Genomic DNA, 26,015 nt, shown 5'->3' with positions numbered 1-26,015 from the left:
GTCAGTCGTCGTCCCCGGCGCGGTCGTCCTGACCGTCGCGGTCGTCGTGGTCCTGGGTGACCTTGCCCGTCTTGAGGTCGACCTTCCACTCGCCCTTCGTCGTCTCCACGCTCCAGGCGGCGGGGCCGTCGTCGTCCAGGTCGACGTCGGTGACCGTGCCCTGCGCCGCGGCGGCCCGCGCGGCCTCGCGGGCGTCCACGCTCGCGCCCTTCAGGGCGGCGAGGTCGTCGCGGCCGTCGTTGTCATCGTCGTCGTCGCGCTGGGCGCCGAGGACCTTGCCGTTGTCCGCCGAGACCCGGACGTCGTGGTCGGAGCCGTCGCCCTTCACGACGCTCACCTCCCAGACGTTCGAGCCGTTGTCGTCCAGGTCGGCGGCGACGGCCGTGCCCGGCGTGTGCTTCAGCGCGGCGGCGATCGCGTCCGCCGCGCTGACCTCGGCGGTGCGGGCCTGCGTGCGGATCTCGGCGGCGTCGTCCCGGTCGTCGGCGGCGTCGTCCGCCTTGTCCTCCGCGGCGTCCTCCGCGGCGTCCTCCGCGCTGTTGTCCCGGTCGTCGGCCACCCGTACGCTCGACTGCCGCTGTGTGGGCGCGCTTTCGTCGCCACCGACCGCGTAGGCCGCGACGGTGCCGCCCCCGATCAGGGCCGCGGCGGCGACGGTGGCGATGACGATGTTGCGCTTCATCCCGGTTCCTCCAGAGTCGTTCGGTTTCGCATCGGTTCGTTGCGACGCTGATCAATCTGCCGAACCGACGCTGAGAGGAACCTGAAGGCCCCTGAAGAGATCTTCAGCTTCGCTTTGCGAACCTTTCCGCATGCGCCTGTTGATCGTGGAGGACGAAAAGCGGCTCGCCCTGTCGCTCGCCAAGGGCCTGACGGCCGAGGGATACGCCGTGGACGTCGTCCACGACGGCCGGGAAGGGCTGTACCGGGCCTCCGAGGGGTCGTACGACCTCGTGATCCTCGACATCATGCTGCCCGGCATGAACGGCTACCGCGTCTGCGCCGCCCTGCGCGCCGCCGGCCACGACGTGCCGATCCTGATGCTCACCGCGAAGGACGGCGAGTACGACGAGGCGGAGGGGCTGGACACCGGCGCCGACGACTACCTCACCAAGCCGTTCTCGTACGTCGTCCTCGTCGCGCGGGTGAAGGCGCTGCTGCGGCGCGGGGGACAGGGCGCCGGGGCCTCGCCGGTGCACGTCCACGGTGACCTGAAGGTCGACACCGCCGCCCGCCGGGTCTTCCTCGGCGACGACGAAGTGACCCTCACCGCCAAGGAGTTCGCGGTCCTGGAGCAGCTCGTGCTGCGGGCCGGCGAGGTGGTGTCCAAGTCCGAGATCCTGGAGCACGTCTGGGACTTCGCATACGAGGGCGATCCGAACATCGTCGAGGTGTACGTCAGCACCCTGCGGCGCAAGCTGCGCGCCGGGCTCATCCGGACGGTGCGCGGCGCCGGGTACCGGCTGGAGAAGGAACGATGAGAAGGCTCTTCGGCTCGGTCCGGTCGCGGGCCACGCTCGGCGCCACCCTCGTCGTCGCCGTGGCGCTGGTCGCTGCGGGCGCGGCGGTGCTGCTGTCGCTGCGGTCCAACCTGATCGACCAGGCGGGCAACGACGCGGAGCGCACGGCCCAGAACGTCGTCGCCCAGCTCGCCACCGGGAAGGCGTACGACCAGCTGGACATGGACGACGACAGCCCGGTCCAGGTCGTCGACGCCAACGGCACGCTGGTCGCGGCGACCGACGACCTGGAGCGCATCAGCGGCACGGCCACCGACGCCGTGAAGCCGCGGCCGCAGGTCGGAGGCACCGGCAGCACGCCCGCCACCGGAGGCGACGACGACGCCGACGACGCGGACGACGACACCGCCGGGAAGGCCGGCGAGATCGGCGAGGGGACCAAGTTCTCCGACGGCTCCGCGACGATCGACGGCGACACCGCCGACTACCGCTTCGCCGCCGTCCCGGTGGAGGCCGGCGACAGGGGACCGCTCACCGTGTACGCCGGAGGTTCGCTGGACGCCGAGCAGAGCGCCGTGAACACCGCGCTCACCGTCATGCTCATCGGCTTCCCGCTGCTGCTCGCCGTCGTCGCCGGCGTCACCTGGCTGGTCACCCGGCGCGCCCTGCGCCCCGTCGAGGGCATCCGCGCCGAGATGGCCGCGATCACCCAGTCCGAGGACCTCGCGCGCCGTGTGCCGGTGCCGGACACGCACGACGAGGTGGCCAGGCTCGCCCGCACCACCAACGAGACGCTGGCCGCCCTGGAGACCTCCGTGGAGCGCCAGCGCCGTTTCGTCGCCGACGCCTCGCACGAACTGCGCAGCCCGATCGCCTCCCTGCGCACCCAGCTGGAAGTGGGCGCGGCGCACCCCGAGCTGCTGGACCTCGACGGAGCGGTGGAGGACACCGTACGGCTCCAGGGCCTCGCCGCCGACCTGCTGCTCCTTGCCCGCCTGGACGCGGGGGAGCGGCCGAGTGACACGCGGTTCGACCTCGGGGCGCTGGCCCGCGAGGAGGCCGAGGGGCGGGCGAACGTCACTGTTCAGGCGCAGGACGTGGACGTGGCCGGGTCGCGGGGACAGGTGGGCCGGGTGCTCACCAACCTGCTGGACAACGCCGAGCGGCACGCCCGTTCGGCGGTCACCGTGACCGTTCGGCGAGACGGGGGCCGGGGGGCCGGGGAGGGCGCCTGGGCCGTCGTGGCCGTCGCCGACGACGGGGACGGAGTGGCCGAGGCCGACCGGGAGCGGATCTTCGAGCGGTTCGTACGGCTCGACGAGGCCCGCAGCCGCGACGACGGCGGCGCCGGTCTTGGCCTGGCCATCGCCCGCGACGTCGCCGTACGGCACGGCGGAACACTCACCGTGCGCCGGGCACCGGCGGGCGGAGCCCTGTTCGAACTCCGCCTGCCGCAGGCTCGCTAGGGCGGGCCAGGCGCTGGACTCGCCCGGGTTACGGGCGGCCGCGCTGGCCGCGCAGGTGCTCCGCGATGGGCTTGAGGCCCTTGTCGAGCTCTGTCAGGGCCTCGGGGGACAGCAGGTCGATGAAGTGTCTCCGCACGGACGCCACATGGTGCGGCGCGACCTTCTTCATGGTCTCCATGCCGTGGTCGGTGAGGACCGCGTAGAGCCCGCGGCGGTCGGACTCGCAGTTCTCACGCCGGACCAGGTTCGCGTTCTCCATCCGGGTGATCTGGTGGGAGAGGCGGCTCTTGGACTGGAGGGTGGCGGACGCGAGGTCGCTCATCCGCATCCGTACGTCCTCCGACTCGGAGAGATTCACCAGGATCTCGTAGTCGTTCATTGTCAGGCCGAACGGCTGCAGGTCCTTTTCGAGCTGGTACGTCAACAGCCTGTTGACCTCCAGGTGGGTGCGCCAGGCGCACTGCTCCGCATCGGTCAGCCAGCGCGTGGCCGTCTCGGTCTCCATGAATGAAGTCTACCTAAGAAGTTGAAAGGCGAACTAGTGAGGGTTTTCTATGACCCGATCATGTGAAGCCTGTGTGCTCACACGTTCGATGTCACACTCCGCAGACTACCGCTCACAGCCCGAAGCGACGCTGGAGGTCTCCCAGCTGTCCGGGAAGGCGCTGTGCTCCAGCCACTTGTGAAGGGCCTGTGTGCGTCCCGCCGGAACCGGGTACTCCGGCGTCCGGCGGCACCGCCCCCGTGGCCTGCTCGGCCATGAGGGTCTCGGTCGACTGGAGCAGTACGGTGCCGGCTCCGACGAACTCGAACTGATGCTCCTCTCCGGAGGCCCCTCCGAGGCCCGTCAGTGCACGTAGACCGCCCATTACGCCGGTCATGTAGCCATGGTCGTAGTGGTGACACGGCGACGGGCAGTCGGCCCAGCCGACGAGCGCCTGCGGGTCCACCCGGATCGGGGGTTCCATGAACACCACCGGACCGTTAGATGCGGCCACGAACTTCCCGGTTCCGATGAGGGTCAGAAAACCCGGCACAATCGATTGCTTGAGCGCGAGACTTGGCTGAAAAGCGAGCAGGTTGCCCGAGCGAATGGTCAGATTGCCGTCTTCGAGGTCGTACGAGTTCACGTCGAAGGCCCGGTCGGCCAGCAGCATCTTGCCCGAGCCCTCGGCGACGACCCAGTCGCTCGCGTGCAGTGGCGAATGAAAGGACGTACGGACAAGGCGGTCCAGTCGCCCCTGCCCGACGCCGTTGAACTCCATCTGGCCGTAGTAGGCGATCATCTTCCCCTTCTGCAGGAACCACTGGCTCCCCTTGAGCTCCACGCAGAAGGTGTAAGCGTTGACGTTGTCGTCGGAGGGCAGCGTCATGGGGTCGTACACGGTGGGACCCGCGCCCGGGTAGTGGCTCACAGCTTCTCCTCCGACGCCTGGACGTACACCGCACCATTGCCGCTGAGCTCCAGCTGGAAGGCCTCGCCGGAGCCGCGGCCCACCATGTCGCGCCAGCCCAGGGCGGTGGACAGCTTGTTGCGTACGTCACCGTGGTGGGCGACATAGGCCTGGGGGTCGACATGGACGGGGCGCTGCGGGGTGATCGGGATCTCGAAGACGCCGCCGTGCGCCATCACGGCCACCGCCCCGTGCCCCTTGAGGGTGGTCGTGAACAGGCCCTGCCCGCTGATCTGCCCCCGGACCATGCCCATCACCCCGCCCTGCGAGCCGAGGAACATCGTGCCCTGCTGGAGGGTGCCCTCGAAGGCGAGGAGGCGGTCCGCCTCGACGCACAGGGTGTCGCCGGAGAGGTTGATCACCTGGACGTGGTGGCCGCCGTGCCCGAAGAGGACCGTGCCGCTGCCCTCGACGGTCATCAGCGGGGTGTCCTCGTTCGCCACCCGGCGCCCGATCATCGACATGAGGCCGCCCTGGCCGCCGGCCGTGTTCGGGGTGAAGGACACCTCGCCCTGGTAGGCGAGCATCGCGCCGCGCTGGCTGAACAGCCGCTGCCCGGGCATCACCGTGGCCTCGACCATCTTGGAGTTGATCTCGCGGAAGCCCATGTCACACATCCCCCGCGATCGTGTTCCGCTCGCTCGGCTGTACGTACACCAGCCCGTCCCCCTCGAACCGGATCTGGAACGCCTCGCCGCCGCCCTCGCCCATGAGCGTGCGGAACGTCACACCGGACTGGAAGGACTGCCGCAGGTTCCCCTGATGGGCCACATACGCCCCCGGGTCGACGGTCAGCGGGTACTGCGAGCTGACCCGCAGCACCACGGCCGGCCCGTCCGACATGATCGCCGCCTGTCCGTGCCCCTCGACGGTGGTCGTGAACAGCCCGTTGCCCTGGGAGGCGCCGCGCATGCCCGTGAAGGACGTGCCGGTGCGCAAGCCGGCGTCGGTCGCGAGCAGGTTGCTCGACTCGACGTAGAGCTTGTCGCCCTGGAGGCTCACGAGGTTGATCTCGGAGGCGCGGTCCGCGAACCAGCACGTCCCGTGCCCCTTCACCTCCATCATCGTCATCTGCTCGCCGGTGAGGCGCCGGGTCACCATGCCCCTGAGGCCCTCACCGCCGCCGCTCATCTTCTTGAAGGCCATCTGCCCGTCGTACGCGACCATCGAGCCGTTCTTCGCCTTCACGGCGTCCCCGGTCATGTCGACGGCGAGCACCTTGCTGCCCTGAAGTCGGAACATCGCCACGCAGCGAAGGTAACCGCAGGTGCCTGCCGCCAACAGATCCCGTAGGTGGACTTCACCCCTGACGGGACCCCGAGCCACACCCACCCCCCGGCATTTGCCACAATGGGCGAGCGCTTGTGCCCCCGTTCACAAGCTGAGCCGAGCCGACCGACGTCACTCCCACCGAACCCCACCGAAGGTGACCCGTGGACATCAAGACCGCCACCGCCCTCCGCCGCCTCCGTCTCGTCTCGGCCCCAGAGGCGGTGTCGTTCCTGATCCTGCTCGTCTGCTCGGTGCTGAAGCGGACCACCGAGTTCGACGCCGTCCGGCCGATGGGCATGATCCACGGCGTTCTCTTCATCCTGTACGTGATCTTCTGGGCGGACGCCTGGAACCGCACCAAGTGGTCCAAGAAGACGGCGGCGATCTACTTCGTCCTCTCCGTCCTCCCGACCGGCGGCTTCTTTGCCGACCGCAAGCTCAAGCGCGAGGCCGAGGACGCGGTCATCGCCGCCCGCGCCCGCCGGGAAGGCAAGGTCAACGCATGATCGTCGCGTTTTCCGTGACGCCGCTCGGCGTCGGCGAGGACGTGGGGGAGTACGTCGCCGACGCCGTCCGGGTGGTCCGCGAGTCGGGTCTGCCCCACCGCACCGACGCGATGTTCACCTCCGTCGAGGGCGACTGGGACGAGGTCATGGACGTAGTCAAGCGCGCCGTCGCGGTCGTCGAGGAGCGGGCGCCCCGGGTGTCGCTGGTGCTCAAGGCGGACATCAGGCCCGGCGTGACCGACGGTCTCACCTCCAAGGTGGAGACCGTGGAGCGGCATCTGGCCCCATAGGCAGTGGCACGCGCCGGGGCGGACGTACGCAAGCCGTACGTCCGCCCCGGCGCGTTGTCGTGTCCAACTCCGTCCGGCGAAGGGGTACTTCGGTTCGCCGCCCGGCCACCGCACGGGGCGAGAACCCTTTGCGAGGGTGAGTCAAGTCGCCGCTGCCGCACACGCCTTCCGACGCGTCCGACCGGCAGATCCCTCAATTGGCCGCTGCGGCTCGCGGAGCCCGGGGCCCTGACCCACGATGAAGGCTCAGGGCCGAACCCGCGTTCGCGCTGGTGGACAGGGACGGCCGCCGCTTGCTCCCGCGAAGGAAGGGTCTGCCGGATGACCACTTCGCCCTACACATCCCAGTCGGCGTTCGACGGCTCCAGGATGCGCGTCACCCTGCTCGTCGATCTCCACGAAGGTGCCCAGCAAGAGTTCCTCGACGCCTACGAGCAGATGCGTGACCGAGTCGCGTCGGTCCCCGGTCACCTCGGTGACCAGTTGTGCCAGTCCCTGGAGAACCCGAACCAGTGGCTCATCACGAGCGAGTGGGCGACCGCCCCGCCGTACCTCGCCTGGGTGAACAGTGAAGAGCACTTCGACACGGTCAAGCCCCTGCAGAAGTGCGTCCGCGAACTGAGGTCGATGCGCTACGGCATCGTCCGCGAGACCGGCGGCGCCCGCCCGGGCATCGGTGGACTGCAGGCGGCCGTGCGGGTCGGCGACGGGGTCACGCGCCACGCCCTGACCTTCACCGTCAAGCCCGGCTCCGAGTCCAAGGTCGCGGAGATCCTCGCCGGGTACGCCCCGCCCCAGGCCCGCGTCGACGACTCCACGAGCCTGCGCCGCACCACCCTGTTCATGCACGGCAACCGGGTCGTGCGCACCGTCGAGGTGGAGGGCGACCTGATGGCGGCCCTGCGCCACGTCTCGCGCCAGCCGGAGGTGCGGGCCGTCGAGGAGGCTCTCAACCCGCATCTGGAACAGCGCCGGGACCTGTCGGACCCCGAGTCCGCGCGGGCCTTCTTCGCCCGCGCCGCCATGCCGCCCGTGCACCACGTGGCACGCGGCGGACCGGAACCGGACGACATCACGCGGCACGCCCTGTACTACCCGGCCCGCCCGGGCTGCGGCATGGCGCTGGCCCGGTTGCTCTCCAAGCAGGACGAGACCGCGGCGGCCGACCCGGCCGGCCCCGTGCACCGCAGCACCGTCTTCCAGCGCGAGGACATCGTCGTCCGTCTCATCGACGTACGGGGTGATCCCGAGACCGACCCGGTCATGGCGCTCGGCATCCATGGCCCGAGGAAGCCCGCCGTGCTGGCCCGTCTGCTGGACGGCGCCGCACTCGGCGTGGCGGGACCGCTCACCGGCGAGCGGGAGGCGACCCGTCTCCTGGCGCACGCCGACATGAGCCTGATCACCGACCGCAGGGCCGCCGAGCAGGCCTGACCGACAGGCCCTGAGGGACCAACACCCCATCGACCGACCTGGAGACAGACCATGGACAAGATGCGCCCGCGCGTCGTGGACATCCGAGAGATCGAGCCCAACCGCAAGCGCGGGGGCGACCTGCGCACGTTGCTCACCCCTGTCACGGTGGGTGCCACGAGCGGGTTCATGGGCCTGGCCATCATGCGGCCCGGCGAACGCATCAGCGAGCACTACCACCCGTACTCCGAGGAGTTCGTGTACGTGGTCGAGGGCAGGCTGGAGGTCGACCTGGACGGAGAAACGTTTCCGCTCCGCTCCGACCAGGGCCTGATGATCCCGATCAACATGCGGCACCGCTTCCGCAACGTCGGTGACGAGGAGGCACGGATGGTCTTCCACCTGGGCCCGCTCGCACCGAAGCCCAGCCTCGGCCATGTCGACACCGAGGCCCCGGAGATCAGCGACGACGTCAAGGCCTACCCGCTCGTCCAGGAGGAGGGCGGGCAGCCCGAACGACCGGGGGTCCTGTCGTGAGCCGGCGGGTGGCGGTCACCGGCATAGGCGTGGTCGCTCCGGGAGGAATCGGGGTGCCCGCGTTCTGGGACCTCCTCTCGAGCGGCCGTACCGCGACACGGGGCATCACTCTCTTCGACCCCGAGGGACTGCGCTCCCGCATCGCCGCCGAGTGCGACTTCGACCCGCTCGCCCGCGGCCTCGACCCCGAGCAGGCCGAACGAGCCGACCGCTACATACAGTTCGCCCTGGTCGCCGCGACCGAGGCCGTCACCGACAGCGGTGTCTGCTTCGCCGAGGAGAACCCCTGGCGCGTGGCCGTGTCCCTGGGCAGCGCGGTGGGCGGCACGACCCGGCTGGAGCACGACTACGTCCTGGTCAGCGAACGGGGCAAACGCTGGGACGTCGACCACCGCGCCGCCGAACCGGAACTGCACCGGGCGTTCTCGCCGAGCACGCTCGCGGCGGACGTCGCCGAACGGTTCGGCGCCCAGGGGCCGGTGCAGACCGTCTCCACCGGCTGCACCTCCGGGCTCGACGCGGTGGGCTACGCCTTCCACACCATCGAGGAGGGCCGCGCCGACATCTGCATCGCCGGGGCGTCGGACTCGCCGATCTCCCCGATCACCATGGCCTGTTTCGACGCCATCAAGGCCACGTCACCCAACAACGACGACCCGGAGCACGCCTCCCGGCCCTTCGACGCCCATCGCGACGGATTCGTCATGGGCGAGGGCGCCGCCGTACTCGTACTGGAGGAACTGGAGCACGCCCGCGCGCGCGGAGCGCACGTCTACTGCGAGATCGGCGGCTACGCCACCTTCGGCAACGCCTACCACATGACCGGTCTGACCGGTGAGGGCCTGGAGATGGCCCGGGCCATCGACGTCGCCCTCGACCACGCGCGCGTGAACCCCACCGACATCGACTACGTCAACGCGCACGGCTCGGGCACCCGGCAGAACGACCGGCACGAGACCGCCGCGGTCAAGAAGTCCCTGGGTGCCCACGCCTACGACACGCCCATGAGCTCGATCAAGTCCATGGTGGGCCATTCGCTCGGCGCGATCGGCGCGATCGAGGTCGTCGCCTGCGTCCTCGCCCTGGCCCGCCAGGTGGTCCCGCCCACGGCGAACTACGAGACCCCGGACCCCGAGTGCGACCTGGACTACGTACCGCGAACCGCACGCTCCCGCCGGCTCGACAACGTGCTCTCCGTGGGCAGCGGCTTCGGCGGGTTCCAGTCCGCGGTGCTTCTGACGGGGCCGAGTGGGAGGAATCGATGAGTGAGAGTGGCATACGTCCCCGGCACACCGCCGTCACGGGCATCGGCGTGGTCGCGCCCAACGGCCAGCACACGGAGACCTACTGGAAGTCCGTCAAGGAAGGAGCGAGCGTCCTCGACCGAATAACCCGGGAGGGCTGCGAGCACCTCCCGCTCCGCGTCGCCGGCGAGGTCCGGGGATTCGACCCGTCGGCGCTCATCGAGGAGACCTTCCTCGTCCAGACCGACCGCTTCACCCACTACGCCCTGGCCGCCGCCGACGCCGCCCTGCAGGACGCAGGGCTGAGCAGCAGCGCCGCCGACTCGCCGTACTCCGTCGGCGTGGTCACCGCGGCCGGCTCCGGCGGCGGCGAGTTCGGGCAGCGGGAACTGCAGAAACTGTGGGGGCAGGGCTCCCGGTTCGTCGGGCCCTACCAGTCCATCGCCTGGTTCTACGCCGCCAGCACCGGCCAGATATCCATCCGCAAGGGCTTCAAGGGCCCCTGCGGGGTGGTGGCCAGCGACGAGGCCGGCGGCCTGGACGCCGTCGCGCTCGCCGCCCAGGCCGTACGGCGGGGAACGGACGTGATCGTGGTCGGGGCGGCCGAGGCGCCGCTCGCCCCCTACTCGGCGGTCTGCCAGCTCGGGTACCGCGAACTCAGCACCGTCGAGGACCCGGCCCGCGCCTACCGCCCCTTCACCTCGGCGGCCTGCGGCTTCGTGCCCGCGGAGGGCGGGGCCGTACTCATCGTCGAGGACCTGGGGCGGGCACAGCGCCGGGGCGCGGCCGTCCGGGCCACGGTGGCGGGTCACGCCGCCACCTTCACCGGCGCCTCGCGCTGGGACCGGTCACGGGAGGGGCTCGCGCAGGCCATCAAGGGCGCGCTCGACGAGGCCGGCTGCGCGCCGGAGGAGGTGGACGTCGTCTTCGCCGACGCGATGGGGGTACCGGAGGCGGACCGCGCCGAGGCGCTCGCCCTCGCCGACGCCCTCGGCCCGCACGGCACCCGAGTGCCCGTCACGGCCCCCAAGGCCGGCATCGGCCGGTCCTACTGCGGGGCACCCCTGCTGGACATCGCCGCCGCGGTGCTCGCCATGGAGCACGGGCAGATTCCCCCGACGCCGGGCGTCTTCGACGTCTGCCACGACATCGATCTGGTGACCTCCACGGCCCGCCCGGCCGAACTGCGCACGGCCCTGATCCTCAGCCGGGGGCTCATGGGCTCCAACTCGGCGCTCGTCCTGCGTCGCGGGCCCGGATCCGCCGCCTAATACGCGTGCCCCCGGCCGACGCCGTGGACGGGCGCCGGCCCGGAGGCACCACCTCCGCACCTGTACGACAAGGAGAACCCGTATGACCACCGAAATAACCCAGTTGACCGTCGAGGAACTGGCCTCGCTGATGAAGAAGGCCGCCGGCGTGACCGTCGACCCGCACGACCTCGCGAGCCGGGCGGACGCCCCCTTCGCCGATTTCGGACTGGACTCGCTCGGCCTCCTCGGCATCGTGGGCGAGCTGGAGAACCGGTACGGCCGGCCGCTGCCCACCGACGCGGAGCGCTGCAAGAGCCCCCGCGCCTTCCTCGACCTCGTCAACGGCGCACTCACGACAGGAGCATGAGGTGGCAGGACACACCGAGAACGAGATCACCATCGCCGCACCCCTCGACCTCGTCTGGGACATGACGAACGACCTGGAGAGGTGGCCCCAGCTGTTCAGCGAGTACGCCTCCTGCGAGGTCCTGTCCCGCGAGGGCGACACCGTGACCTTCCGGCTGACCATGCATCCCGACGAGAACGGCAAGGTGTGGAGCTGGGTCTCGGAACGGACCGCCGACCGCGAGAAGCTCATCGTGCGTGCCCGCAGGGTCGAGACCGGCCCCTTCGAGTACATGAACATCGTGTGGGAGTACGAGGAGACTCCCGACGGCACCCGGATGCACTGGACGCAGGACTTCGCCATGAAGCCCGACGCCCCGGTCGACGACGCCTGGATGACGGACAACATCAACCGCAACTCGCCCATCCAGATGGCCCTCATCCGCGACCGCGTCGAGGAGGCCGCATGCACCACGCGCTGATCGTCGCCAGGATGGCCCCGCAGTCGGCCAAGGACATCGCCGGCGTCTTCGCGAACTCCGACCGCGGCGAACTCCCGCACCTCGTCGGGGTGACCCAGCGGTCCCTGTTCCAGTTCGGCGATGTGTACATGCACTTCATCGAGGCGGAGCAGGACCCGGGGCCCGCCATCGCGAAGGTGGCCGGGCACCCCGAGTTCGTCGACATCAGCAGGCGGCTCGAGGCGTTCGTCAGCCCGTACGACCCGGAGACCTGGCGGAGTCCGAAGGACGCGATGGCGCGGTGCTTCTACCACTGGGAGCGGGACTGAACGAAGAAGGCCGCCGCGCGCGCTGACGAAGCGCGGGCGGCGGCTTTCGTGTCAGCCGGTCATGTGTCAGCCGGTCAGCCGGTCAGCCGGTCACGGGCGGCGAGTGCCGGCATGAGCCGGAGCGCGTTCAGCCGGTTGATGCCTCGGAGGTGGTGCTCCGAGAGACAAGGATCGCTGTCCAGCGCGGGCGTCACCTTGTCGGCGATGACATGGGCGGGGGTGGGCGGCCAGTCGGTGCCGAAGAGGATGCGGGCGGGGTCGACCGTCGCCAGCAGCGTGGGTGTGGCCGAGGGGGACATGGGGCCCGCCGTGTCGAAGTAGAACCGGTGCAGGTAGTCGCGGACCCGGCCGGGATCGATCTCCGGGGTGATCCGCCCTCCGAAGAGTTCCAGTCGGGTGGCCATGTAGGGGAGGAAGCCGCCGCCGTGCGGGAGGATGAAGCTGAGGTTCGGGTAGCGGTCCAGGGTGCCGTTCCTGATGAGGTTGATGGCCGCGCGGGTCGTGTCCATCAGGAAGTCGCACACGAAGGGCGGCATGCCCGGCAGTGCCCCGCCGTCCTTCGCGGCCGGCACCTCCATGGGGTGCGTGCTGATGACGGCGGACCGTTCGTTCAGCTCCTGCAGGAGGCGGTCGTGCGACTTGTCCCCGAGGACCGCGCCGTCCACGCTCGTTCTCGTGCTCACCCCGACGGCACCGAGTTCGTCGATGCCGTACCGGACGCTCCATGACGAGAGTTCCAGGTCGTCGAGGAAGACGGGGGTGAAGAAGGCGAACCGCCCGGGGTTGCTCTCGACGACGTCGGCGGCCGCGCGCAGGGCGACCCGGGCGCTCTCCTGGCGCTGGACACGCGAACGGAACCGGCCGAGCATCGCGACGGTCATGACGGAGGTGCCGATGCCCGTCTTGTCCATGACCTCCAGTGCCGAGTCCAGGTCCCAGCGCGTCCACCAGGGCAGCTTCTCGCGGTTGACCACGCCGTGTTCCTCGGCCCAGTCGAGCCAGGTGGGCGCGGTGAAGTGGTGGTGGACGTCGACGCGTCCGACAGGGGTCATAACAACGTCCTCGATGTGGGTTGGCCGGAAGGCATGGCTTGTTTCAGAAAGGCATGGCTTGTTCAGAAGGGGAGCGGGAGTTCAGTCGCGGCAGAGCACCGTCTGCAGCACGTTCGTCAGGACGCGGTCGGCGTCCGGCATCGCGGCGTCCGCGCGCCAGGCGACGAAGCCGTCCGGGCGGACCAGGACGGCACCGTCCTCGGCCGTGCCGTGCAGCTCAGCCCAGTCGGCGTCCCGTTCGGGGACGAGGTCGTGATCGGCACCCGTTCCCACGAGATACGCCTCGACCGGGACGCCCAGGTTCCGGGATGCCTTCTCCACCGCGCTGCGCCACTTCTGCCCGCCGGACCCGGCGAGCAGCACGTAGGAACGCTCGTACAGATCGAGCGTGGAGATCCGGCCGGCGCCTCGCATGACCCACATATGGGGCGCACGGCTCCCCGGTTCGCCGCCGAGCTGGAAGGAGTCCGGGACGATCGGCTGCTCGGGTGAGGCACCCACCACGGCGTTCGACGCGTACCGGTAGCAGAGGGCGACGGTCAGCAGGTCCGCCGGGTCGTCGTTGCGCCCCGCGTCGGGACTGAATCCCGGGTGCTGCTCGTCGGCCGCCTGGACGCACGCGCGTGTGCCGGTCGCGAGGGCCACGGGCCGGCGTTCCCGCTCGTAGGACTCGAGGAGCGGCAGGCCGGCCCAGCCGCGGATCACCGAGGCCAGCTTCCAGGCGAGGTTGTGGGCGTCCTGGATGCCGGTGTTGGAGCCGAACGCCCCGGTGGGCGGCATCTCGTGGGCCGAGTCGCCGGCCAGGAAGACCCGGCCCGCGCCGTAGCTGTCCGCGACCCGCTTCGAGGCGTGCCAGGGTGCCTTCCCGGTGATCTCGACGTCGATGTCCGTGACGCCGACGGCGGCGCGGATGTGGGCCGCCAGCCTGTCGTCGGTGAAGTCCTCCAGGGCCTCGCCCCGGTCGGGGTACCAGGGAACGTGGATCACCCACCGTTCCTCGTTGTCCACCGGCAGCAGGGCACCCTCGCCCTCGGGGTTGGTGACGTAACAGACGACGAATCGTTTCTCTCCGACGTGGTTCTTCAGCGCCCTGCTCCGGAACGTGACGCTGACGTTGTGGAACAGCTCGCCCGGCCCTGACTGGCCGATCCCGAGCTGACCGCGGATGGGGCTCCGTGGGCCGTCGGCGGCCACCAGGAAGTCGGCGTGCACGGTGTACGTCTCACCGGTGTCCCGGCGCATGATCTGGGCCCGCACGCCGTCCCCGGTGTCCTCGAAGGAGAGCATCTCCGAGCCGAAGCGGATGTCGGCGCCCTGGTCGCGGGCGTAGTTCAGCAGGACGGGCTCGAGATCGTTCTGGCTGCACAGGCACCAGTCCGAGGAGCTGACCCGGGAGATGTCCATGCCGCCGGAGATGTCCCCGATGATCCAGCGGCGCTGCTCCCCGGTGAGGGTGTCCACCTGGAGGATGCCGTCGTTTCCGGCGAGAACACCCGCTGCCTCCCGAATACGGGACTCCAGGCCGGCGGTCCGGAAAATCTCCATGGTGCGTAGATTGTTGCCACGGCCACGCGGGTGCGTCGATGTCCCGGCATGCCGCTCGACGAGCATGTGCTCAATTCCATGGCGCCCCAGGAAAACCGAAGTGGAAAGACCCACCAGGGATCCGCCGACGATGAGAACTGGTACCGATTCCGCTTCGTGTCCACTCACGTCGACGATGTTTACCAGGTCGGCCTCCGGTCCACACGTCGTACGGCGACCCGACCCATTTGGCGCAGTGCCGTTTGCGGCGAGGTGCCGACCGGGAAACTGTGGCACTGACCGACGGAATCCGACCGCCGGAATCCACGCCTACCCGGGGACAGCCATGACGCAAGCGTTCGCATCCGAGGAATCCGAGGCACTGTCGCCCGAAGAAGCCGCGGCCGCGGCCTCGTCGTGCAGCCGGGAGTTCCGCGCCAACCCGCATCCCGTCTACGCCACGCTGCGGGAATCGGCGCCCGTGTGCCCGCTGTCGCCCCCGCACGGCGTGGAGACGTACCTGATCACGCGGTACGACGACGCGCGCGCCGCGCTGGCCGACCCCCGGCTGAGCAAGGACATGTACGGCGCCATCGACGCCTACCACCGCATTTTCGGTGACTCGTCGATCGCGCTGGACGACAACATGCTGTTCTCGGACCCGCCGAAACACACGAGGCTGCGCAGGATCGTCGGCAACACGTTCACTCCGAAAAGGGTGGAATCGCTGCGTCCACGCGTCCAGCAGATCACCGACGAGCTGCTGGACGAATGCTCTACGTCGGGTCCGGTCAATCTCCTCCCGGAGTTCTGTTTCCCGCTGCCGCTGCAGGTGATCTGTGAACTCCTGGGCGTCCCGAAAAACGAGCGCAAACAGGCTCAGGAATGGTCGGCTACGGTCGCGCAGACCGGTTTTGGGCCGGAGGCCAGAAAAGCGCTCGAAATCGCCGAGGGGAATCTGCGCGACTATCTCGTGGACCTCTGCGCGCGCAAGCGGAAGGAGCCGGACTCGGGCCTGCTCAGCGCACTGGTCACGGCCCAGGACCAGGGGGGCTCGCTCAACGACCACGAACTCGTGTCGACGGCGTGGGTGCTCCTCTTCGCGGGCCACAAGACGACGGCGTACCAGATCGGCAACAGCGTCTACCACCTGCTCAGCCGGCCGGACCAGAAGCGGCTGGCACTCCGGGACGCGGCCGCCATGGCCGCGGCCATCGAGGAGATCTTCCGGTTCGAGACCTCCGTGGAGAACTCCACCTTCCGCTGGGCGAAGGAGGACATCGTGATCCGCGACCAGCTCATCCCCAAGGGTGCGCTCGTCCAGATCTCGATCGCCGGGGCCAACCGCGACCCGGAGATGTTCGCCGAGCCCAACGAGATGGACGTCCAGCGCCCGAACGTCCAGGCCACGCATCTCGCCTTCGGCTACGGCCCGCACTACTGCGCCGGCGCACCGCTGGCCCGGCTGGAGATGCAGATCGCGCTCGGCACGCTGTTCAGGCGGTACCCGGACATGGCCCTGGCCGTGGCGCCGGAGGACGCGCGCTGGATGACGGTGCCGTTCCCCGCCTTCCGCGGGCTCGCGGAACTTCCCGTCCTCCTCGACCCGTCCTGACGGAAGCACCCATGGAACGCGTACGCGTCATTCGGCTGCTGAACGTCCAAGAGGGGAAGGAGGCGGACTTCGTGGAGTCCTACCAGGGCGTACGAGAACGCGCCCTGCGCTTCCCCGGCCACCTGGGCGAACAGCTGTGCCGCTCGATCGAGAACCCCACTCAATGGCTGCTCACCAGCGAGTGGGAGAGCCTGGAGTCCGTCAAGCGGTGGCGGTCCGACCCCGATCACCAGGTCCTGGTCGAGCCGATGAACGCCTGCTTGCACGACGACCGGTGGACGGCGGTCTTCCAGGTGCGGGAGACGGCGGAGAAATAGAGGGGGAGACCGAAAGACGAGACAGGGCTGACCGGCATGTGACCGGCCGGTAAGGTCGGTTCCGTGCCGAAGCCGCTCAGTCTTCCCTTCGACCCCATCGCCCGCGCCGACGAACTCTGGAAGCAGCGCTGGGGCAACGTGCCGTCCATGGCCGCCATCACCTCGATCATGCGCGCCCAGCAGATCCTGCTCGCCGAGGTCGACGCGGTGGTCAAGCCGTACGGGCTGACGTTCGCGCGGTACGAGGCGCTGGTGCTGCTCAACTTCTCCAAGGCCGGCGAGCTGCCGATGTCCAAGATCGGCGAGCGGCTCATGGTGCACCCGACGTCGGTGACCAACACCGTCGACCGGCTGGTGAAGTCCGGCCTGGTGGACAAGCGGCCCAACCCGAACGACGGACGCGGCACGCTCGCCTCCATCACCGACAAGGGCCGCGAGGTGGTCGACGCGGCCACCCGCGACCTGATGGCGATGGACTTCGGGCTAGGGGTCTACGACGCCGAGGAGTGCGCGGAGATCTTCGCGATGCTGCGCCCGCTCAGGGTGGCGGCACACGACTTCGAGGAGAGCTGACCCGCGCGACCCCGGGCCCCGGGCAAGTTCTCCCGGAACGGGTGGTTACGCTCGTACGCATGAAAAAGAGCGTCCTGACCCGCTACCGGGTGATGGCCTACGTCACCGCCGTCATGCTGCTCGTGCTGTGCACCTGCATGGTGTTCAAGTACGGCTTCGACATGGGCGAGGACGTCACCTTCGCCGTCTCCCAGGTCCACGGCTTCCTCTACATCATCTACCTGGTGTTCGCCTTCGACCTCGGCTCCAAGGCCAAGTGGTCGTTCGGCAAGCTGCTGTGGGTGCTGCTCTCCGGGACGATTCCGTTCGCCGCGTTCTTCGTCGAGCGCAAGGTCACCCGCACGGTCGAGCCCCTGGTCAGCGGGCCGGAACCGGCCGTCGCCAAGGCCTGACGGAGCCGACGCAACCGCCGTACCGATGTGTGCGGCGGTTCTGCCATCGACATTTACTTGGACGTCCTAGTAAATTCGAGGGTATGGACGCTGACGCCATCGAGGAGGGCCGCCGACGCTGGCAGGCCCGCTACGACGCCGCGCGCAAGCGCACGGCGGATTTCACCACGCTCTCCGGCGATCCCGTGGAGCCGGTGTACGGACCCCGACCCGGGGACAGGTACGAGGGCTTCGAGCGGATCGGGTGGCCCGGGGAGTACCCCTACACGCGGGGCCTCTATCCGACCGGCTACCGAGGGCGGACGTGGACCATCCGGCAGTTCGCCGGGTTCGGGAACGCGGAACAGACCAACGAGCGCTACAAGATGATCCTCGGCAACGGCGGAGGCGGTCTCTCGGTCGCCTTCGACATGCCGACGCTGATGGGCCGCGACTCCGACGACCCGCGCTCACTGGGCGAGGTCGGGCACTGCGGTGTCGCCATCGACTCGGCCGCCGACATGGAGGTCCTGTTCAAGGACATCCCGCTCGGTGACGTGACGACGTCCATGACGATCAGCGGTCCTGCCGTCCCCGTCTTCTGCATGTACCTGGTGGCCGCGGAGCGCCAGGGCGTCGACCCGGGCGTGCTCAACGGCACGCTCCAGACCGACATCTTCAAGGAGTACATCGCCCAGAAGGAGTGGCTCTTCCAGCCCGAGCCGCACCTGCGCCTCATCGGCGACCTCATGGAGTACTGCGCGGCCGGCATCCCCGCCTACAAGCCGCTGTCCGTCTCCGGCTACCACATCCGCGAGGCCGGCGCGACGGCGGCGCAGGAGCTGGCATACACGCTGGCGGACGGGTTCGGGTACGTCGAACTCGGACTCTCGCGCGGCCTGGACGTCGACGTGTTCGCCCCGGGCCTCTCCTTCTTCTTCGACGCGCACGTCGATTTCTTCGAGGAGATCGCCAAGTTCCGCGCCGCGCGGAGGATCTGGGCCCGCTGGATGCGGGACGTCTACGGCGCGCGGTCCGACAAGGCCCAGTGGCTGCGCTTCCACACCCAGACCGCCGGTGTCTCGCTGACCGCCCAGCAGCCGTACAACAACGTGGTGCGTACGGCGGTGGAGGCGCTGGCGGCCGTGCTCGGCGGCACGAACTCGCTGCACACGAACGCGTTGGATGAGACGCTGGCGCTGCCGAGCGAGCAGGCCGCGGAGATCGCGCTGCGCACCCAGCAGGTCCTCATGGAGGAGACCGGCGTCGCCAACGTGGCCGACCCCCTCGGCGGTTCCTGGTACGTCGAGCAGCTGACCGACCGGATCGAGGCCGACGCCGAGAAGATCTTCGACCGGATAAAGGAGCGGGGCCTCAGGGCGCACCCGGACGGGCAGCACCCGATTGGGCCGATCACCTCCGGGATCCTGCGCGGGATCGAGGACGGCTGGTTCACCGGGGAGATCGCGGAGTCCGCGTTCCGGTACCAGCAGGCGCTGGAGAAGGGTGACAAGAGGGTCGTGGGGGTCAACGCCCACACCGGTTCCGTCACCGGCGACCTGGAGATCCTGCGGGTGAGCCACGAGGTGGAGCGCGAGCAGGTGCGGGTGCTGGGCGACCGTAAGGACGCCCGGGACGACGGTGCCGTGCGGGCGGCGCTCGACGCGATGCTCGCCGCCGCGCGCGACGGGGGCAACATGATCGAGCCGATGCTGGACGCGGTGCGGGCCGAGGCGACGCTGGGGGAAATCTGCGGGGTGCTGCGGGAGGAGTGGGGGGTGTACACGGAGCCCGCGGGATTCTGAGCGCGGCGTGTACCCCGTGTAGAACACGATCCATGCCAAGGAACCGTCCGACGTACGTCGAACTGGGTTACTCCGGTGACTTCGGGCTCACCGGTCTGACGCCGCAGCTGTGCTCCCGGGACCGCCGCGCCGCCGGTCTCGCCGTCGACCTCCCGGCCGCGCTCGCGGTCGCGGCCCGGTTGGCGGACGGCTCCGACGGCGAGGAAGCCGTGGAACTGGGGGAGGACGCCCGGCGTCTGCTGGCAGGCCCGTTGCTGGAGGAGGTTCTCCATACGGTGTGGCTGGCCGCGGTCGGCCGGGCTTTCGATCCGGCCGACCACGGCATGGAGATCCGTAGCTGGCTTCGGGCGGTCTCGGACCTGGCCACGGCCCGCCTCCGGCAGAACAAGCGCTCCTACGTCCCGCCACCGGTCCGGCCGCTACGGGATGAGCAGCTGTGCGGGACGGTCGTGGCGGAGATCCGGGCCCTGGCCCCGGCGCTCACCGCCGCGGCCGGGCTCCCGGGCCTCGCCCCGGCCCTGGAGCGGGTGGCCGGCCGCACCGACGCCGACCTCGGCCTCCGGCTCTTCCTTCGCGCCCTGAAGGCGTACGCCGTCCAGGTCCCGAAGGAGCGGTACGACAGGTTCCTCCAGCTCGGCGAGCGGCTCGGGTACCCCGTCGCGCTCATCCGCGACGGCCTCGACGTCGACTGGCCACCCATCGACACGGAACGCCGTGCCACCGACTGGGACTTCGGCCTCTCGAAGCTCGCCGGAAACGCCCACCAGGACTGGCAGCCGAGCACCGCCCGCCGGGAGATCGAGCTGGTGGCGTACGCCGACGAGCCCGGCCAGTCCCCCGGCACGGCGGCGGCCCTCCTCCTGGAGGACGCGCTTCGTCTCCTGCGCTCCCCGCTGTCCGACGACACTCTCACCACCCTGTGGGTGGCCGTCTCGGACGCGGCCCTGCGCACCGACGGCCGCGCGTGGCTACGCCTGGTCGCAGACGTGTGCGAGGAGCGGCTGAGGAAGACCGCCCCGACCTACACCCCCGGAGTTCCGCCCGCTCGCGCGGAGTTCGCGGACCCGGTGTCGCGGGAGCTCCGGGAGACCGCGCTCGCCGTGGCAGACAAGGCCGTCAGCCCTTACTGGCAGCCCCTCCCGGCCGTGGAGGCCATGGCCGCGGTGGAACAGGTCGTGGTCCAGGTCGATCCGGATCTGGGATTCCGGCTGTTCCTCCGCGTCCTGCGGGCGCTGTCCGTACCGCTCACGCGGGGACAGTACGAGCGGTACCGGGCCATCGGCGAACGGTTCGGGTACGGGGAGTACCACGTCGACGAGATCGAGCACCTTGTGGGGTAAGGGGTAGGGCGTCACGCTGTCGCGTCCGCCGTCAGCCCGTTCAGCAGGAGCCCGGCGAAACTCCGCACCCACTCCTCGTCCACCGGCTCCGCGCTCACCAGGGTGCGGTGGACCACGGCACCCGCCACCACGTCGAAGATCAGGTCCGCTGTGCGTGCGGCTTCCTCCGGATCCGTCTCCGGGGGGAGCTCTCCGCGTTTCTGGGCCCGGGAGCGGCCCAGGACGACCAGGTGCTTCTGACGCTCGACGATCGACGCGCGGATGCGTTCGCGCAGCGCGTCGTCCCTGGTCGACTCCGCCACCACCGCCATCAGCCCGCTCCGCGCCTCCGGGCGGGCCAGGATCGCCGCGAACTGCAGGACCACGCCCTCGATGTCGGCGGCCAGGGAGCCGCGGTCGGGGAGTTCCAGTTCGTCGAAGAGCTCCGCCACCGCGTCGACCACCAGCTCGTTCTTGCCGGACCAGCGGCGATAGAGCGTCGTTTTCGCAACCCCGGCGCGCGTTGCCACGTCTCCCAGGGTGAGCCTCGACCAGCCCACCTCGACCAGTGCCTCCCGCGTCGCGGCCAGGATCGCCGTGGCAGCGGCGGCGCTGCGCGGGCGTCCGGGGCGGGTGGCAGGGGTACTGCTCTGCATCCCATGACCATATCCCCGCGATATTGGGGGATTCTGTGATGTGGTGAGGGAGATCACCAAGGCGTGGTGTCCTTGAGGCACTCGGTGCCATTACGCTACGACTCGTAGCGAAAGCTCGCGATGGACGTACGCGAGCGACGACACGCACGACGTGGGGTGGGGACCCCGGCGTCGAAACAGCATCAGGCCCGACCGGCTTTCACGGTGCTTTTCACGTGCACGCGGGGAACGGGGGAGGATAGACGCATGCAGCCACGGAACATGTCCATGAGCGGAGTCGTCGACCTCGCCGCGGTGAAGGCGGCCCAGGAGGCCAAGGCGAAGGCGGAGCAGGCGCGTGCCGAGGCCGCCCGGCAGGGCGGGGGTACCGGCGCCGTGTCGCCGGCCGATCTCGTCATCGACGTCGATGAAGCCGGGTTCGAGCGGGACGTCCTTCAGCGGTCCGCCGAGGTGCCCGTCGTCATCGACTTCTGGGCCGAGTGGTGCCAGCCCTGCAAGCAGCTGAGCCCAGTTCTGGAGCGGCTCGCCGTCGAGTACAACGGCCGCTTCCTCCTCGCCAAGATCGACGTCGACGCCAACCAGATGCTGATGCAGCAGTTCGGCGTGCAGGGCATCCCCGCCGTGTTCGCCGTAGTCGCCGGGCAGGCGCTGCCGCTCTTCCAGGGGGCGGCCGGCGAGGCGCAGATCCGCGAGACGCTCGACCAGCTCGTCGCCGTAGCCGAGCAGCGGTTCGGTCTGACCGGCCTGACGGTCGACCCGGACGCCGAGCCGGGAGGCGCGCAGACCGCTCCCGCCGTGCCCGCCGGTCCGTACGACGCCCTGCTCGAGGCCGCCGTACAGGCGCTGGACGCGGGCGATCTGGGCGGCGCGGTGCAGGCGTACAAGAACGTACTGAGCGAGGACCCGGCGAACTCGGAGGCCAAACTCGGGCTCGCCCAGGCCGAGTTGCTCCAGCGGGTGCAGGGCGCGGACCCGCAGCAGGTACGCAAGGACGCCGCCGACAAGCCCGCCGACGTGACCGCGCAGATCGCCGCCGCCGACCTGGATCTGGTGGGCGGTCATGTGGAGGACGCCTTCGGACGGCTCATCGAGACGGTGCAGCGCACGGTGGGTGACGACCGGGACACCGTACGGATTCGGCTGCTGGAGCTGTTCGAGGTCGTCGGTGGCGAGGATCCGCGGGTGGCGGCGGCGCGCAGGGCGCTGGCGCGCGCTTTGTTCTGACCGGTTCGACGAGCGGGGCGGTGGCCCCGTTCTGACCAGTAGCTAAACGCGTGGGCTCGCGTTGCGCGAGTGAAAGATTTGTCGACAGAGCGCCAGTGCGGCCGTGCTTTACCAAATCTTGGTAATCACGGCCGCAGTTACTTGGGGTAAGTCATGGGCTTCGTTCTGTCAGAGCCTGTCCGGTGATACCTGGATTTGTCCGGTCGCTTGACGCCACCCTGGGTCGCTGTCCGAGACCGACGGGTCGTTGTTCGGTTATCCGGCCGTTACTACTGAGTAACGAAGCCCCTTGTGCGGGCGGCGAGAATGGACCACGATCGGCCACGCTCGGTCCTTTCCCGTACCCCGACAGCCGGTTGGGTCACGGGAGTTCCTGGGTCCCCACCGAGCAGAGTCGGCGGCAGTGGCGCCGGCTCTTGGGCAGGGGGGTCTTCGTCCACCCGGCGAAGCCTGTCCAGCAAGGTTGTGCGTGATGCGTGTCAGGCGCGACCAGTGGTTGTCGCTCGGGGGTGATCGCCGGTGATTCGGGCGCGGTTCGCGCCTTTCGAGTACGGGCGCTCTCCTTCCCGAGGACGTAGCACTTCTCCCATCCCTGCCCGATTGAGCCCTTTTTGAGGGTGGGTCGGGGCAGGCGATGTACGTCCGAGAAGGAGGAAATATGGAGTCCCAGGTGCGTGGCGGGACCAGATGGAAGCGGTTCGCTGTGGTCATGGTGCCCAGCGTCGCCGCGGCCGCGGCGGTGGGTGTCGGGCTTGCGCAGGGTGCGCTGGCTGCCTCGTTCAGCGTTTCCGGCCAGCAGTTCAAGGTGAGCGCCGCAGAACTGCACGGTAACGGCTTTGCTCAGTACGGCGGCATAGACACCGTCTACACCAAGGTCGACGGCAAGGAACAGACCAAGGTTCCGGTCGCGATCTCGTCGTTCGACGACGCGACGATCGAGAAGATGTGCCAGTCGGTCAAGACGGACATCCCCTTGGTGGGGTCGATCTACCTCCGTCTTGAGGCGGGGAACGACCCGAAGAAGCCGGTCTCGGCCGAGAACCTCTACATTGACGTCGCCCAGCTCGACGCCGACGCGGAGTTCGAGGACATCGACATCGGTGTTGCGGTTAAGGACAAGACCCGCGGCCCCGATGTGAAGCAGGGTGAGAGTGTGCTGCCGGGCGGCTTCGCCCAGCAGGCGCGGAAGGCCGACCTCTACAACGTGAAGCAGACGGCGTGGGCGACCACGGCCGGCACCTTCAAGCTGAGCGGTCTGTCGATGAAGCTCGGCACCAACCCCAAGATGGAGTGCTACTGACGGCTTCCGTCACCGGGGTGTTCCGGGGTAGCTGAGCTGCCCCATGGGGCGGGGAAGCCATCGCCTCCCCGCCCCGCCGGCCCGGCCCTCCGGGAGCCGGGCACCCTCACAGACTCAGACTTCCGGCTTCTCCACGCCTACGGCCGAGCCGGTACGTACTTCCACCGGACCCAGGGAGCTATTTCCATGAGTGCCGAGACTCCGGTCCAGAGCGCCGGGACCTTCACCCGGTTGCGTCTGCGATTCCGCGACTGGCGGGGCACCCGGCCGTTCTGGGCAGGCCTGTTCACCCTGCTCGGCGGGGTGCCGATCGCTTACTTCCCGTACGCCACCCTCAAGCTGGGCACCATGTCGCTCACCATGGCGACGACCGCTGGGGCCGGCTCCCTCATCATCGGCATCCTTCTGGTCACCCTGGGACTGACCATGTGGTTCCAGCAGGTGACGCGGGTGTTCGCCGGCGTCGCGGCGATCATCCTCGCTCTGGTGTCCCTGGTGGTCTCCAACATCGGTGGCTTCATCGTCGGCTTCCTGCTGGCGATGATCGGCGGCGCGCTTGCCATCTCCTGGATGCCGGGCAAGGACCGGCTCGATGAGACCACGTCGCAGGACGGTGCGGAAGGGCCCGCGGGCGAGGGCGTCGCGCCCACCGCTCCCGAGGGCACCTTCGAGCCGGGGCAGCCCTACCCGCCGTACGGGACCGCCGACGGTGGCCCCGCGCACGGTGGCGGGAACGGTTTCCGGGCCGAGGACCGCATCGGGGGTGACCGTGTCGGCTGACGAGGCCCCCGGCCAGAGCCCTGTGGCCCCGGCACGGCAGAGAACGGGGCCGCGCCACGCGGCGCCCAAGAAGCCGCTGTTCACGAGGTTGCAGATGCCGGCCGGCAAGGCGATAGCCATGGCCGCCATGCCGACGGCGGTCCTCATGGGAATGGGGTTCACGCCGACGCTCGCCCTCGCTGACGAGAAGTCGCCGACGTCCAACAGCCTGACGGCCGACGAGTACAAGGCGTGTGTGGCGGCCCTGGAGGACGGTGCGTCCGCGTCACCGACCCCGGGGGCCGACGAGTCGACCGACGAGAACGAGACGGCGGAGCCGGCCCCTTCGGCGTCGGACTCCTCGAACTCCTCGGATTCGTCCGGCTCTTCGGACTCTTCGGGTTCCTCGGACTCCTCGGGTGACTCGTCGTCGGATTCAGGTTCCGACGACGCGGCCGAGCCCACGCCGACTCCCTCCCCGAGCACGTCGAGCGAGGCGCAGTCCGGCGACACGGCCACGGCGTCCCCGTCGCCGTCCGAGAGCGGCGGCAACCTGCTGGAGGACATCGGCGACGCGATCTCCGGCATCTTCAATGGCGGCAACCAGGAGACGGCGAGCCCGAGTCCGACGCCGTCCGCGTCGGCGAGCGCGAGCGAGGAGTCGTCGTCCGAGGACGCCGAGAAGGACACGTCCGACCCCGTCAAGGAGACCACCGACAAGGTCACCGACACGGTCGAGGACACCGTGAAGGACACGACCGACACGGCGTCCAACGCGGCGGAGGACGCCACTGAGGCGGCCAAGGAAGCGGCCGACGAGGCCACCGCCTCCCCGAGCCCGTCCGCGAGCTCCACGGAGGTGCCCGAGGGCTGCGAGGCCGCCACGGAGGACGAGGGCGGCATCGACAACAAGATCCTGGTGCCGGACGACCCCTGGTACCTGGAGGCCAGCTCGCTGACGCTGAACGGTGCCGACTACCAGGGCATCGTCGAGGTGAAGACAGCCAGCGGCAAGACCAAGAAGGTGCTGAAGTACGTCATCTCCGACGGCACCGTCATCGGGGACCTGCACCAGATCGTCAAGGACAAGCAGTCCGGCAAGACGCACCACGTGCAGGCGGCCAAGGGCTCCGATTCCACGATCACCGACGGCAAGACGGTGATGTACACCGAGCGTATCTCCGGGAACCTGCTCGGCCTGATCCCGGTGACGTTCGACCCGGAGCACCCGCCGCCGCTGAACATCCCGTGGATCAAATTCACCAACGTGAAGGTCACGCAGGCCGGCCAGTTCGGCGGCACGCTGACCGTTCCGGGGCTGCACCAGTACATCACCGACTGAGCGCCCCACAAAGCCCGTTCGGGAGCCGCACCCGGCTGTGGCCCGGCACTCCGCACAGGAGTGCCGGGCCACAGCCATGCGCGGCTCACAACAGTTTCTTTACGTCTCTCGCACATCCTCCCTAATTC

General features: G+C 69.5%; 29 protein-coding genes. 21 read left to right on the top strand and 8 right to left on the bottom strand.

The features are described 5' to 3' along the window. Position 1: 1 nt before the first annotated feature. Positions 2-682 (bottom strand): PepSY domain-containing protein, encoded by a 681-nt coding sequence (locus tag IF78_RS0128575; protein WP_031485763.1) that lies wholly within the window; start codon positions 680-682, stop codon positions 2-4. A 130-nt stretch (positions 683-812) separates the two neighbouring features. Here IF78_RS0128575 and IF78_RS0128570 point away from each other — a divergent pair, with 130 nt between their 5' ends. Continuing rightward, positions 813-1,481, top strand: a complete 669-nt coding sequence (locus tag IF78_RS0128570) for a response regulator transcription factor (protein ID WP_031485761.1) — start codon at positions 813-815, stop codon at positions 1,479-1,481. After that, on the top strand, positions 1,478-2,926 hold the full coding sequence (locus IF78_RS0128565; protein ID WP_031498525.1) for a sensor histidine kinase: 1,449 nt from the start codon (positions 1,478-1,480) through the stop codon (positions 2,924-2,926). The genes IF78_RS0128570 and IF78_RS0128565 overlap by 4 nt, the downstream gene beginning before the upstream one ends. A 28-nt stretch (positions 2,927-2,954) precedes the next feature. Here IF78_RS0128565 and IF78_RS0128560 read toward each other — a convergent pair whose 3' ends face one another. From IF78_RS0128560 to IF78_RS0128545, 4 genes are all read right to left on the bottom strand, one after another. Continuing rightward, positions 2,955-3,431 carry a MarR family winged helix-turn-helix transcriptional regulator gene (locus tag IF78_RS0128560; RefSeq protein ID WP_031485757.1) on the bottom strand — a complete coding sequence of 159 codons (477 nt, stop codon included), beginning with the start codon at positions 3,429-3,431 and terminating at the stop codon, positions 2,955-2,957. Positions 3,432-3,543: 112 nt separating this feature from the next. Continuing rightward, positions 3,544-4,341, bottom strand: coding sequence for an AIM24 family protein (locus tag IF78_RS0128555; RefSeq protein WP_031485755.1), 798 nt, complete (start codon positions 4,339-4,341; stop codon positions 3,544-3,546). Then, entirely contained in the window at positions 4,338-4,988 is a 651-nt protein-coding gene (locus IF78_RS0128550) for an AIM24 family protein (protein WP_031485753.1), read from the bottom strand. The genes IF78_RS0128555 and IF78_RS0128550 overlap by 4 nt, the downstream gene beginning before the upstream one ends. Before the next feature lies 1 nt (position 4,989). Then, the gene (locus IF78_RS0128545) at positions 4,990-5,622 is read right to left on the bottom strand and encodes an AIM24 family protein (protein ID WP_031485751.1); all 633 of its coding nucleotides are present in this window, start codon (positions 5,620-5,622) and stop codon (positions 4,990-4,992) included. A 191-nt stretch (positions 5,623-5,813) separates the two neighbouring features. Between IF78_RS0128545 and IF78_RS0128540 the strand changes: the two genes are divergently transcribed. The 9 genes from IF78_RS0128540 (at position 5,814) to IF78_RS0128500 (ending at position 12,030) form a co-directional block, all read left to right on the top strand. After that, entirely contained in the window at positions 5,814-6,158 is a 345-nt protein-coding gene (locus IF78_RS0128540; RefSeq protein WP_031485749.1) for a DUF3817 domain-containing protein, read from the top strand. Further along, on the top strand, positions 6,155-6,448 hold the full coding sequence (locus IF78_RS0128535) for an MTH1187 family thiamine-binding protein (RefSeq protein WP_031485747.1): 294 nt from the start codon (positions 6,155-6,157) through the stop codon (positions 6,446-6,448). Before IF78_RS0128540 ends, IF78_RS0128535 begins: the two co-directional genes overlap by 4 nt. Positions 6,449-6,769: 321 nt before the next feature. Then, on the top strand, positions 6,770-7,882 hold the full coding sequence (locus IF78_RS0128530; protein ID WP_031485745.1) for a SchA/CurD-like domain-containing protein: 1,113 nt from the start codon (positions 6,770-6,772) through the stop codon (positions 7,880-7,882). 51 nt (positions 7,883-7,933) lie between these two features. Next, a complete protein-coding gene (locus tag IF78_RS0128525) occupies positions 7,934-8,398 on the top strand; it encodes a cupin domain-containing protein (protein ID WP_031485743.1) in 465 nt (154 codons plus the stop codon). Continuing rightward, entirely contained in the window at positions 8,395-9,663 is a 1,269-nt protein-coding gene (locus IF78_RS0128520; protein WP_031485741.1) for a beta-ketoacyl-[acyl-carrier-protein] synthase family protein, read from the top strand. Before IF78_RS0128525 ends, IF78_RS0128520 begins: the two co-directional genes overlap by 4 nt. Continuing rightward, the gene (locus tag IF78_RS0128515) at positions 9,660-10,913 is read left to right on the top strand and encodes a ketosynthase chain-length factor (protein ID WP_031485739.1); all 1,254 of its coding nucleotides are present in this window, start codon (positions 9,660-9,662) and stop codon (positions 10,911-10,913) included. The genes IF78_RS0128520 and IF78_RS0128515 overlap by 4 nt, the downstream gene beginning before the upstream one ends. A gap of 82 nt (positions 10,914-10,995) precedes the next feature. Further along, complete coding sequence (locus IF78_RS0128510; protein WP_031485738.1) at positions 10,996-11,262, top strand: acyl carrier protein; 267 nt, start codon at positions 10,996-10,998, stop codon at positions 11,260-11,262. Position 11,263: 1 nt separating this feature from the next. Then, complete coding sequence (locus IF78_RS0128505) at positions 11,264-11,722, top strand: SRPBCC family protein (protein WP_031485736.1); 459 nt, start codon at positions 11,264-11,266, stop codon at positions 11,720-11,722. Continuing rightward, complete coding sequence (locus tag IF78_RS0128500; protein ID WP_031485734.1) at positions 11,707-12,030, top strand: TcmI family type II polyketide cyclase; 324 nt, start codon at positions 11,707-11,709, stop codon at positions 12,028-12,030. The genes IF78_RS0128505 and IF78_RS0128500 overlap by 16 nt, the downstream gene beginning before the upstream one ends. A 74-nt stretch (positions 12,031-12,104) precedes the next feature. Here IF78_RS0128500 and IF78_RS0128495 read toward each other — a convergent pair whose 3' ends face one another. Both IF78_RS0128495 and IF78_RS0128490 read right to left on the bottom strand, forming a co-directional pair. Continuing rightward, positions 12,105-13,082 carry an amidohydrolase family protein gene (locus tag IF78_RS0128495; RefSeq protein ID WP_037641465.1) on the bottom strand — a complete coding sequence of 326 codons (978 nt, stop codon included), beginning with the start codon at positions 13,080-13,082 and terminating at the stop codon, positions 12,105-12,107. Between the two features lie 81 nt (positions 13,083-13,163). Next, positions 13,164-14,795: an FAD-dependent oxidoreductase gene (locus tag IF78_RS0128490; RefSeq protein WP_031485729.1), complete on the bottom strand. Its 1,632-nt coding sequence runs from the start codon at positions 14,793-14,795 to the stop codon at positions 13,164-13,166. 157 nt (positions 14,796-14,952) lie between these two features. Here IF78_RS0128490 and IF78_RS0128485 point away from each other — a divergent pair, with 157 nt between their 5' ends. From IF78_RS0128485 to IF78_RS0128460, 6 genes are all read left to right on the top strand, one after another. After that, positions 14,953-16,221, top strand: a complete 1,269-nt coding sequence (locus tag IF78_RS0128485; RefSeq protein WP_031485727.1) for a cytochrome P450 family protein — start codon at positions 14,953-14,955, stop codon at positions 16,219-16,221. Positions 16,222-16,232: 11 nt separating this feature from the next. Beyond that, a complete protein-coding gene (locus IF78_RS0128480) occupies positions 16,233-16,538 on the top strand; it encodes an antibiotic biosynthesis monooxygenase family protein (RefSeq protein ID WP_031485725.1) in 306 nt (101 codons plus the stop codon). A gap of 63 nt (positions 16,539-16,601) precedes the next feature. Next, positions 16,602-17,111: a MarR family winged helix-turn-helix transcriptional regulator gene (locus tag IF78_RS0128475; protein WP_031485723.1), complete on the top strand. Its 510-nt coding sequence runs from the start codon at positions 16,602-16,604 to the stop codon at positions 17,109-17,111. 59 nt (positions 17,112-17,170) lie between these two features. Continuing rightward, positions 17,171-17,503, top strand: coding sequence for a DUF3817 domain-containing protein (locus IF78_RS0128470; RefSeq protein WP_031485721.1), 333 nt, complete (start codon positions 17,171-17,173; stop codon positions 17,501-17,503). Between the two features lie 83 nt (positions 17,504-17,586). Then, complete coding sequence (gene icmA / locus IF78_RS0128465) at positions 17,587-19,287, top strand: coenzyme B12-dependent isobutyryl-CoA mutase large subunit (RefSeq protein ID WP_031485719.1); 1,701 nt, start codon at positions 17,587-17,589, stop codon at positions 19,285-19,287. Between the two features lie 32 nt (positions 19,288-19,319). Continuing rightward, positions 19,320-20,627 carry a hypothetical protein gene (locus IF78_RS0128460; protein ID WP_031485717.1) on the top strand — a complete coding sequence of 436 codons (1,308 nt, stop codon included), beginning with the start codon at positions 19,320-19,322 and terminating at the stop codon, positions 20,625-20,627. An 11-nt stretch (positions 20,628-20,638) separates the two neighbouring features. Here IF78_RS0128460 and IF78_RS0128455 read toward each other — a convergent pair whose 3' ends face one another. Beyond that, positions 20,639-21,262 carry a TetR/AcrR family transcriptional regulator gene (locus IF78_RS0128455; RefSeq protein WP_031485715.1) on the bottom strand — a complete coding sequence of 208 codons (624 nt, stop codon included), beginning with the start codon at positions 21,260-21,262 and terminating at the stop codon, positions 20,639-20,641. A 246-nt stretch (positions 21,263-21,508) separates the two neighbouring features. On the opposite strand from IF78_RS0128455, the gene IF78_RS0128450 reads away from it, so the two are divergent. From IF78_RS0128450 to IF78_RS0128435, 4 genes are all read left to right on the top strand, one after another. Continuing rightward, positions 21,509-22,486 (top strand): tetratricopeptide repeat protein, encoded by a 978-nt coding sequence (locus IF78_RS0128450; RefSeq protein WP_031485713.1) that lies wholly within the window; start codon positions 21,509-21,511, stop codon positions 22,484-22,486. 658 nt (positions 22,487-23,144) lie between these two features. Beyond that, positions 23,145-23,786: a DUF6230 family protein gene (locus IF78_RS0128445; RefSeq protein ID WP_031485711.1), complete on the top strand. Its 642-nt coding sequence runs from the start codon at positions 23,145-23,147 to the stop codon at positions 23,784-23,786. 186 nt (positions 23,787-23,972) lie between these two features. Next, entirely contained in the window at positions 23,973-24,566 is a 594-nt protein-coding gene (locus tag IF78_RS0128440; protein ID WP_031485709.1) for a DUF6114 domain-containing protein, read from the top strand. Next, positions 24,556-25,887, top strand: coding sequence for a hypothetical protein (locus IF78_RS0128435; protein WP_031485706.1), 1,332 nt, complete (start codon positions 24,556-24,558; stop codon positions 25,885-25,887). Before IF78_RS0128440 ends, IF78_RS0128435 begins: the two co-directional genes overlap by 11 nt. Positions 25,888-26,015: the final 128 nt, after the last annotated feature.

It is taken from the genome of Streptomyces bicolor (assembly GCF_000719285.1).
GTDB classification, from domain to species: Bacteria; Actinomycetota; Actinomycetes; order Streptomycetales; family Streptomycetaceae; genus Streptomyces; species Streptomyces bicolor.
This window is presented reverse-complemented; position numbering and strand designations above follow the sequence as displayed.